The following is a 6,938-nucleotide window of genomic DNA, read 5'->3' on the forward strand; positions in this document are numbered from 1 at the left end:
GGACAACAACTCTCCACCGACCCGCACACGCACACGCACACCACACGCTGATACCGCACCCCGATCTCGTACCGTTGCCAAACATCAACGCCGACAACAAGAACGACACCGCAACCGACTACGCCGAGAATCCGCCGACGACTCCGATGCTCACTGAGTCACTTCAGATCGCGATCCAGTACTGCCCTCGCTGCGTGCGTGGGCCCGCATCCCCAGGTGTGCGCGGCCGAAACAGCAGATCTGGATTTCTCCAGATCAGCGGGTGTGATCACTGATCAATTCGATCTTTCCTCGTGAGGGCGGGAACCGTGGCCGGGAGTACGTTGATCAGCACGAAGGCAACCGCGACCGCAACCACCACCTGCGGGGTCACCGCCACGCCGTCGGCGCCGAGCAACACGACCGCAAGAAGTGCGGAGGTCAACGGGAGCCGCAGCATCACCGCACACATGGCGCCGATACCCATCGCGATGGCCGGCGCCAGGCTCATGCCCGGCAGTCCGCTCATCGCGATACCGAGAACGGCGCCGACGAACATTGCCGGGAAAACCGGTCCGCCGCGGAACGCACCGAGCGAGAGGCCGTAGGCGAGTGTCTTGCAACCCGCCAGCAGGATCAGCACCCAGACCGAGTAGTCGGCAGCATGCGCGACCACCAGCGGTAGCGCGTCCTGACCGGAGAACAACACCTGTGTGAAGCTGTTTCCCGAGATGAGCTGGTATGCCATCGCGGTGAGCCCGATCAGCAGGCCGAGGACTGCCGTCACAAGGATGCGGTTCATGTGGACGATCGGGCGCAGGGACAGGCCCATGGAGTGGATGAGCCAGCCCAGAACCGCGGCGATCGCACCCACGACAACGGCCCAGGACATTGTCGCCAGTGTGGGGTCCGGTGCCGCCGGAATCGACGTCAGTGACAGGGAGAACGTGCCGAGGCCGGTCCAGCTGTCGAGGCCGAGGAAGACAAGCGCGCCGATACCGGACGCGAGTAGGCCGGGTACCGCAACCAGACTCAGTGCGGCGCCTCCGATACCCGCGACCTCCATGATCAGGAATGCGGCGAGGATGGGCGATCCGAGCAACGTGCTGATCGCAGTGAAGCTTCCGGCCGATGCCATGATGACCACCGCCATCGGGGGCGCATCCTTCTTCACCAGGTGCACGGTCAATGCCGCGAGGCCACCGCCGATCGCGATCAGCGGTGCCTCGGGGCCGAGGACCGCACCCAGGCTCAGCGTGGCGAGCGCCGCCAGGATGATCCCGGGGAGTTCCTTGTCGACGGGGGGACCGCCGTCGGAGTGAAAGCCGAAGGCCGGTGAATGTCCGCCGTTGCCCGGCAGATACCGGATGGTGAGTCCGGTCAGCAACCCGCACAGCACCAGCCATGGAACCGGCCACCATGCGGGTGTGCCGCCGCTGAACACGTCGTCGGGCAGGTCGTCGAACACGAACTGCTGAATCTTCGACACCGCGGCCAGGAAGCCGTATGCAAAGAACGAGATGGGGATACCGAGAATCGCGGCCAGGATGAGCGCCACAAAATACGGTTTCGATCGCATCACCGCCAGGGGATCGACCGGCGGCGCGGATTGACCGGGCCCTGGAGTGGCGGCGGTTGGCTCCGCTGCTGACGAGTCACCTGCCGGATGATGCGTATCGGTCACGGTGATCAGTCTCGCCGATCGGGACCGGGTTGGTCGGTTGATCCCCGATGTCGCGAATGCGGGCAGCTAGTCTCCTGCGCTCTCGGCCAGGGCGGCGAGGCGGTCGAGCGATGCTTGGAGCTTGTCGGCGGTGGTGATGCGCGCCCGCTCGAACTCCACCACGTGGTTCTCGCGGCTCGCGCCCGTCGTGAGCGTCATCGTGAAGACATCGCCGACCTTTCTGGCGCGCTGATCTGCCGGTGCGTCGGTCAAGTTGTCGTTGCCGTCCCACCGGGGTTGTTGTGACGGATCGGCGATCAGCTCGAAGAGGCCCGCGGCGGAGGCGGCGATATCGCGGGAGGCGGTCACCACCCGCTGATCGGAGTTGTTGGCCATCACCCGATGAAAGCACTGCGCGGTCAGACGTGCGTGGCCTCCTGGCTGGATCCTGGAAGGAGAATCAACCCCAGAAACGGGATACCCCGCGGGTCGCGAGAAGAGACTCCTCGCGAATGTGGCATCGCCGAACTCATTTGGTACGCCGGACAGTCTGATTGCGGTGATGTAGTTGTGCGGCAGGTTGCCGTTGATGGAGATCTGGGAACTATTGGCTACGTCAGACCAGCAGTCGCTGATCCGGTAGTGGCGCTCGGGTCCGAAGTGTGCGAACCCTCCGGACACGGTTGACGGAAGCCAGGCGACCGGCTTCCTTCGAGAATGGGGCGGTCACCTTTTCCATCCTGGACTTTCAAATGATCCCGAATGCGCACGGCGACTTCACAAAGCGCTGCATCTGGCTCGTCGCCGTGGCCGGTGGGTGGCCACTGTCTGGCCAGTGGTCTCAGCCGTCGCCGACGGGCGAGGATACCGAAGATCGCCGCAGGTGAGGGGCCCGATTTCTCGCATCCGGTTCAAGTGTCATATGCTGAGTCCGCTCTCAAACGGAGAACACCGGCCCCCTTCGTCTAGCGGCCTAGGACGCCGCCCTTTCAAGGCGGTAGCGCGGGTTCGAATCCCGTAGGGGGTACGCATGTCACTGACAATGGCAAGCACAGCAAGGCCCTGTGGCGCAGTTGGTTAGCGCGCCGCCCTGTCACGGCGGAGGTCGCGGGTTCGAGTCCCGTCAGGGTCGCTTTATATTTCCGGCTACGCCGGAGGTCGCAAGAAATTGCGGCCAGATATCCAGGTTCGCGTGGGTATCGTTCGGCCAGGTAGCTCAGTTGGTACGAGCGTCCGCCTGAAAAGCGGAAGGTCGTCGGTTCGATCCCGACTCTGGCCACCGTTGTTTGTGCAGCTTGCACTTCGCAGATCCTCTGCTTTCCTATCCGTGCTCAGTGCTGTTGCCTGGCGATACGTGTTCGATCTCGGCGATGGTCAGGCCGGCGCAGCGTGTGGCACCCCGCTCCGGACTAGTTGCTGCGCTTATGGGCTCTACCGCGACCAGCGCTAGCGACGTCCGTGATTCGGCAATGAAGAAGGGCCTGATCTGGGCGACCGAACAGGGCAATCCGTTCGGCGCGCGGTCATCTGTGGAGCCTATGGGGCAATGTTCCCTTCCGGTTGTGGACCGTTTGGTGGTTTGACGATGAGGACGGGGCAGGGGGCGTGGTGCAGGATGGTCTGACTGACCGATCCCAGGAGTAGTCCGGTGAACCCGCCGCGGCCCCGACTACCCGCGACGAGAAGTTGCGCGTGGGTGGCGGCACGGAGGAGTTCTGGGGCAGGGCTACCAGGGATGATGGTTTGTTCGATTTTCACCTGCGGGTAGCTGATGGCGTACTGGGCGAGATGCTCGGCGACGACTTCGTGTGCGCGGTCGGCGGTGCTGGACAGCTGCTCGGCAGGAATATTGAGGTCGTGGACGGCCTCGCTGGTCAGGTCTGTCCAGGTATGCACCACTGACAGTTGCGTTTGCCGAAGGTGAGCATGATGGAATGCGGCGGCGAGCGCGGCGTCGCTGACGGATGAGCCGTCGATACCAACAACAACCGGCCCGGTGGGTGAGGGGTTGCTGATGACTGCGACAGGGCAGGAGGCGTGCGCCGCGACCGCGCTGCTGACTGATCCTGCGATCATCCCGCGGACACTGCCCAGGCCTCGGGTGCCCACAACGAGCAGTGCCGCGTCACGGGACTCTGCGATCAGGGTTGATGCCGGGTTCCCGTGGACGATGCGACTGCTGACTGAAACGCCGGGATGGGTGTCGTGGATTCGGGTGACCGCTTCGCGGACGGCTTTGGCGGCTGCCAGCTGCAGTTCACCGGTCATGTCCGGTACGTAGGCCAGCGCAGCCAGTCCGTACGCGGGTGCTTGAGTGTTGTAGGCGCCGATCACCACGAGGTCGAGGTTGTCGCGGGCTGCTGCGTCAGCGGCCCACAGCGCTGCTTGTCGGGCGTGGTCGGAGTTATCGACTCCAACGACTATTGGTCGGGACATGAAGGTGTTCCTTCTGGTTTGAGCCCAGCGGGCCATGGTGGGGTCACGAGTTGTTCAGCGGTCACAGGTGGGCGCCGGGTGTTCGGCGGCGCCCACCTGTCAGAAAGGTCAGGCTGCGACAGCGTCTGCTTCTGCTTTCGAGTCCGCTGTGGCCGCAGGAGAAGGCACGGGTAGCGGCTTCTTCAGGATGATGATCGTGATGATGCCGACCACCACGGCAACGATCCCGGCGACGATCCAGGCTGCCTGCAGACCGTCGATGTGGTCGCTGACATCAGCGGGGCGTGAGCTGCCCGCGACGGTGGCGAACACCGACCCGAGTACCGCGACGCCGAGGGCGTAGCCGAGTTGGCGGCCCATCGTCACGGTGCCGGCAGCCACTCCGGTGTACTGGGGCTCAACCGAGGCCAGGGCAACGGCGACCAGCGGCGGTGAACCCACGCCAACTCCGATTCCGATGATGATCAAACCGGGCAGCGTAGCGGCCCAACTGCTGTCCTCGCCGATCAGCAGGAGCAGAGACGCTCCGATGCCGATGCCGACGAGGCTTCCTCCGATGGTGACGGCAGGGCTCAACCGGTCGAGTAGCCGTGCCATCGCGCCGGAGACCACGAACGCCATGGCGGCCATCGGCAACATTGTCAGACCGGTCTCAATAGGACTGAGGCCCAGCACGTCTTGAGCCCACAACGAGATCAGGGGAGTCACACCGAACGCGGCGAAACTCTGCCCGGTGGCACCGAGCAGGCTGCCGGTGAAGTGCCGGATGGTGAACAACCGCAACGGGATCATCGGCTGACGGACCTTGTTCTCGGCAACGATGAACAGTGCCAACGCCACGACCGCTATCACGAAGGCGCTGACGGTGAGCTGGTCCGTCCAGCCCTTTTCGCCACCCTCGATGATCCCAAAGGTCAGCGCGCCGATAGCCGTACTGAGCAGGACCAGGCCGAGTATGTCGATCCTGCTCTTACCGAACTTCACATTCGCGACACTGGTGGCCGTCAGAATCAGCGTGACGATGGTGATGGGGATGTTGACAAAGAAGATCCAACGCCAGCCGATCCAGACGGTCAGAACGCCGCCCAGCACCATGCCCAGACCGGCGGACGCGCCACTGACTGCTCCCCAGATCGCGAACGCCGGCCCGCGATCGCGGCCGGTATAGGTGGCCTGCAGCAGACTGAGTGTGGTGGCAAACATTGCTGCGCCGGCCACCCCCTGGACTCCGCGGGCGATGATCAGTGTCCAACTGTCTGACGCGAATCCGGCGGCCAGTGACGACGCGGCGAATAGGACGATGCCGGCAAGATAGACGTCTCGGTGCCCGAGCCGGTCAGCAATGCTGCCTGTGGCGACGATCAGGGCGGCCAGGCCAAGGGCGTAGGCCTCCACAACCCACTGCAGCTCGGTGAAGCTCGACCCCAGATCCTCCTGGATGTCGGCCAACGCCACCACCACGATCGTCGTGTCGATGAGCAACATGAACGTGCCCAGTGAGACCGCCAGCAGCGGCACCCATTTACGCATGAAACCTACTTAGAACGGAGGGGTAAAGAATGAAAGACCGGAAGGCATTTCCCGGCGAAACTCATTGTGCCGCGCGGAAGCTCGTCAAACCCCACCGCAATGTGCCGAATGCTACAAAAGTTCCATTCTGGCGTATAGTTGCGCCATGTCTTCCGAAATTGGCGTGTCTGACAGACAGATCATCCATCTGCTGACCCGAGATCCCCGGATGCCGTTTGCTGAGCTGGCGACGCTGCTGGGTGTATCCGTACAAACAGCCGCCCGCCGCTACCAGCGTTTGGTGCGGGACGGTGTTCTGCGGTGTACTACGTTCCTCAATCCGCAAGCCGTGCACGGTCTGGACAGCTGGGTCTTGCAGATCACGCCCAAGCCGGGCCGCGGGACCGCCCTGGCAGCTGCGTTGACGCGGCACCCGGGGATCAGCTGGGTGAACGTCACCGCAGGGCACGTGACCTGCCTGTTCTCCGCGCGTGCCGACGATGACCGCGACGATATGTTGATCGAGCGACTGCCGAAAACCTCTCTGGTGCAGTCTGTTTCAGCGTTTCAGGAAGTCCATCGCTTCCCGGTGAGCACTGCATGGCCAGATTTCACCGACCTCCTCACACCAGCGCAACGAGGCTGGAGTGAGCGCCGCGCCCACCTTGCCGCAGCGACAGGACACCCCGATGGCCCGATTGCCCTGACGGGCACTGATTACGCACTCTTACGTGTGCTGGGCACTGATGCCCGCGCCTCTCACGCAGCGATCGCTGCCCACACCGGTCTGCCCCGTTCTCGGGTACGTGATCGCCTTCGCGAACTGACCGATGCAGGCGCTGTGTACTTCGATCTCGAGGTCGCCAGGTCGGCGTTGGGATTCTCCATGCACGTCACCGTCACCGCGCACATCGCGCCGCGGCACCTGCAGGCGGTCGGTGAGGCACTCAGTGCAAACCGCGAAATACCGTTTGTATGCGTAACAACCGGCCGTACCAACATCTTCGCCGTCATTTTCTGTCGCACCGCTGGTGACTACTACAAACTACTCACCGGCGCCCTCGCCGGCATCACCGGCCTCGACGAACTCGAGGCGCACACAAACCTCCAACAGGTCCAGCACCTGCGCACCATCGGCCGCCCCGGTATCTCCGAGGGGATCGCGTCAGGGAAGCATAAAACGCCTTGAGGGCAGGAATCGAAGTGATGAATCGGTAGAGACAGGAACCGACGCCTTTGAATCGCAACAGGCCTGATGGCGTCGTCATACGTGCGCCGGATCGCCCAGAACGGGCGGCTGCTGCGGCGGGGCAACCCGAGCAAGTTCACTGCAATGCCGGGAATAATCAAG

At 63.6% G+C, this 6,938-nt stretch carries 5 protein-coding genes and 3 tRNA genes; 4 read left to right on the plus strand and 4 right to left on the minus strand.

Translation table 11 applies throughout. The features are described 5' to 3' along the window. Positions 1 to 268: 268 nt before the first annotated feature. Both VIQ49_RS00475 and VIQ49_RS00480 read right to left on the minus strand, forming a co-directional pair. Positions 269 to 1,558, minus strand: a complete 1,290-nt coding sequence (locus tag VIQ49_RS00475) for a chloride channel protein (protein WP_331879844.1) — start codon at positions 1,556 to 1,558, stop codon at positions 269 to 271. A 171-nt stretch (positions 1,559 to 1,729) separates the two neighbouring features. After that, positions 1,730 to 2,038 carry a hypothetical protein gene (locus VIQ49_RS00480; RefSeq protein ID WP_331879845.1) on the minus strand — a complete coding sequence of 103 codons (309 nt, stop codon included), beginning with the start codon at positions 2,036 to 2,038 and terminating at the stop codon, positions 1,730 to 1,732. A gap of 558 nt (positions 2,039 to 2,596) precedes the next feature. On the opposite strand from VIQ49_RS00480, the gene VIQ49_RS00485 reads away from it, so the two are divergent. From VIQ49_RS00485 to VIQ49_RS00495, 3 genes are all read left to right on the plus strand, one after another. Beyond that, positions 2,597 to 2,669, plus strand: a tRNA-Glu gene (locus VIQ49_RS00485). Between the two features lie 31 nt (positions 2,670 to 2,700). Continuing rightward, positions 2,701 to 2,774 (plus strand) — tRNA-Asp (locus VIQ49_RS00490). A gap of 73 nt (positions 2,775 to 2,847) precedes the next feature. Next, a tRNA-Phe gene (locus VIQ49_RS00495) sits at positions 2,848 to 2,921 on the plus strand. A gap of 257 nt (positions 2,922 to 3,178) precedes the next feature. Here VIQ49_RS00495 and VIQ49_RS00500 read toward each other — a convergent pair. Together VIQ49_RS00500 and VIQ49_RS00505 are read right to left on the minus strand one after the other, a co-directional pair. Continuing rightward, positions 3,179 to 4,078, minus strand: coding sequence for a universal stress protein (locus tag VIQ49_RS00500; RefSeq protein ID WP_331879846.1), 900 nt, complete (start codon positions 4,076 to 4,078; stop codon positions 3,179 to 3,181). A 108-nt stretch (positions 4,079 to 4,186) separates the two neighbouring features. Then, a complete protein-coding gene (locus VIQ49_RS00505; protein ID WP_331879847.1) occupies positions 4,187 to 5,608 on the minus strand; it encodes an MFS transporter in 1,422 nt (473 codons plus the stop codon). 145 nt (positions 5,609 to 5,753) lie between these two features. Here VIQ49_RS00505 and VIQ49_RS00510 point away from each other — a divergent pair, with 145 nt between their 5' ends. Further along, positions 5,754 to 6,776, plus strand: a complete 1,023-nt coding sequence (locus tag VIQ49_RS00510) for an Lrp/AsnC family transcriptional regulator (protein ID WP_331879849.1) — start codon at positions 5,754 to 5,756, stop codon at positions 6,774 to 6,776. Positions 6,777 to 6,938 lie beyond the last annotated feature (162 nt).

The organism is Williamsia sp. (assembly GCF_036566845.1).
In the GTDB taxonomy this organism is placed as follows: Bacteria; Actinomycetota; Actinomycetes; order Mycobacteriales; family Mycobacteriaceae; genus Williamsia.

Bases quoted from the DNA above. Each gene is read 5' to 3' on its own strand.
- VIQ49_RS00505 (WP_331879847.1), bottom strand. From the start codon at position 5,608: ATGCGTAAATGGGTGCCGCTGCTGGCGGTCTCACTGGGCACGTTCATG.
- VIQ49_RS00475 (WP_331879844.1), bottom strand. From the start codon at position 1,558: ATGCGATCGAAACCGTATTTTGTGGCGCTCATCCTGGCCGCGATTCTC.
- VIQ49_RS00480 (WP_331879845.1), bottom strand. From the start codon at position 2,038: ATGGCCAACAACTCCGATCAGCGGGTGGTGACCGCCTCCCGCGATATC.
- VIQ49_RS00510 (WP_331879849.1), top strand. From the start codon at position 5,754: ATGTCTTCCGAAATTGGCGTGTCTGACAGACAGATCATCCATCTGCTG.
- VIQ49_RS00500 (WP_331879846.1), bottom strand. From the start codon at position 4,078: ATGTCCCGACCAATAGTCGTTGGAGTCGATAACTCCGACCACGCCCGA.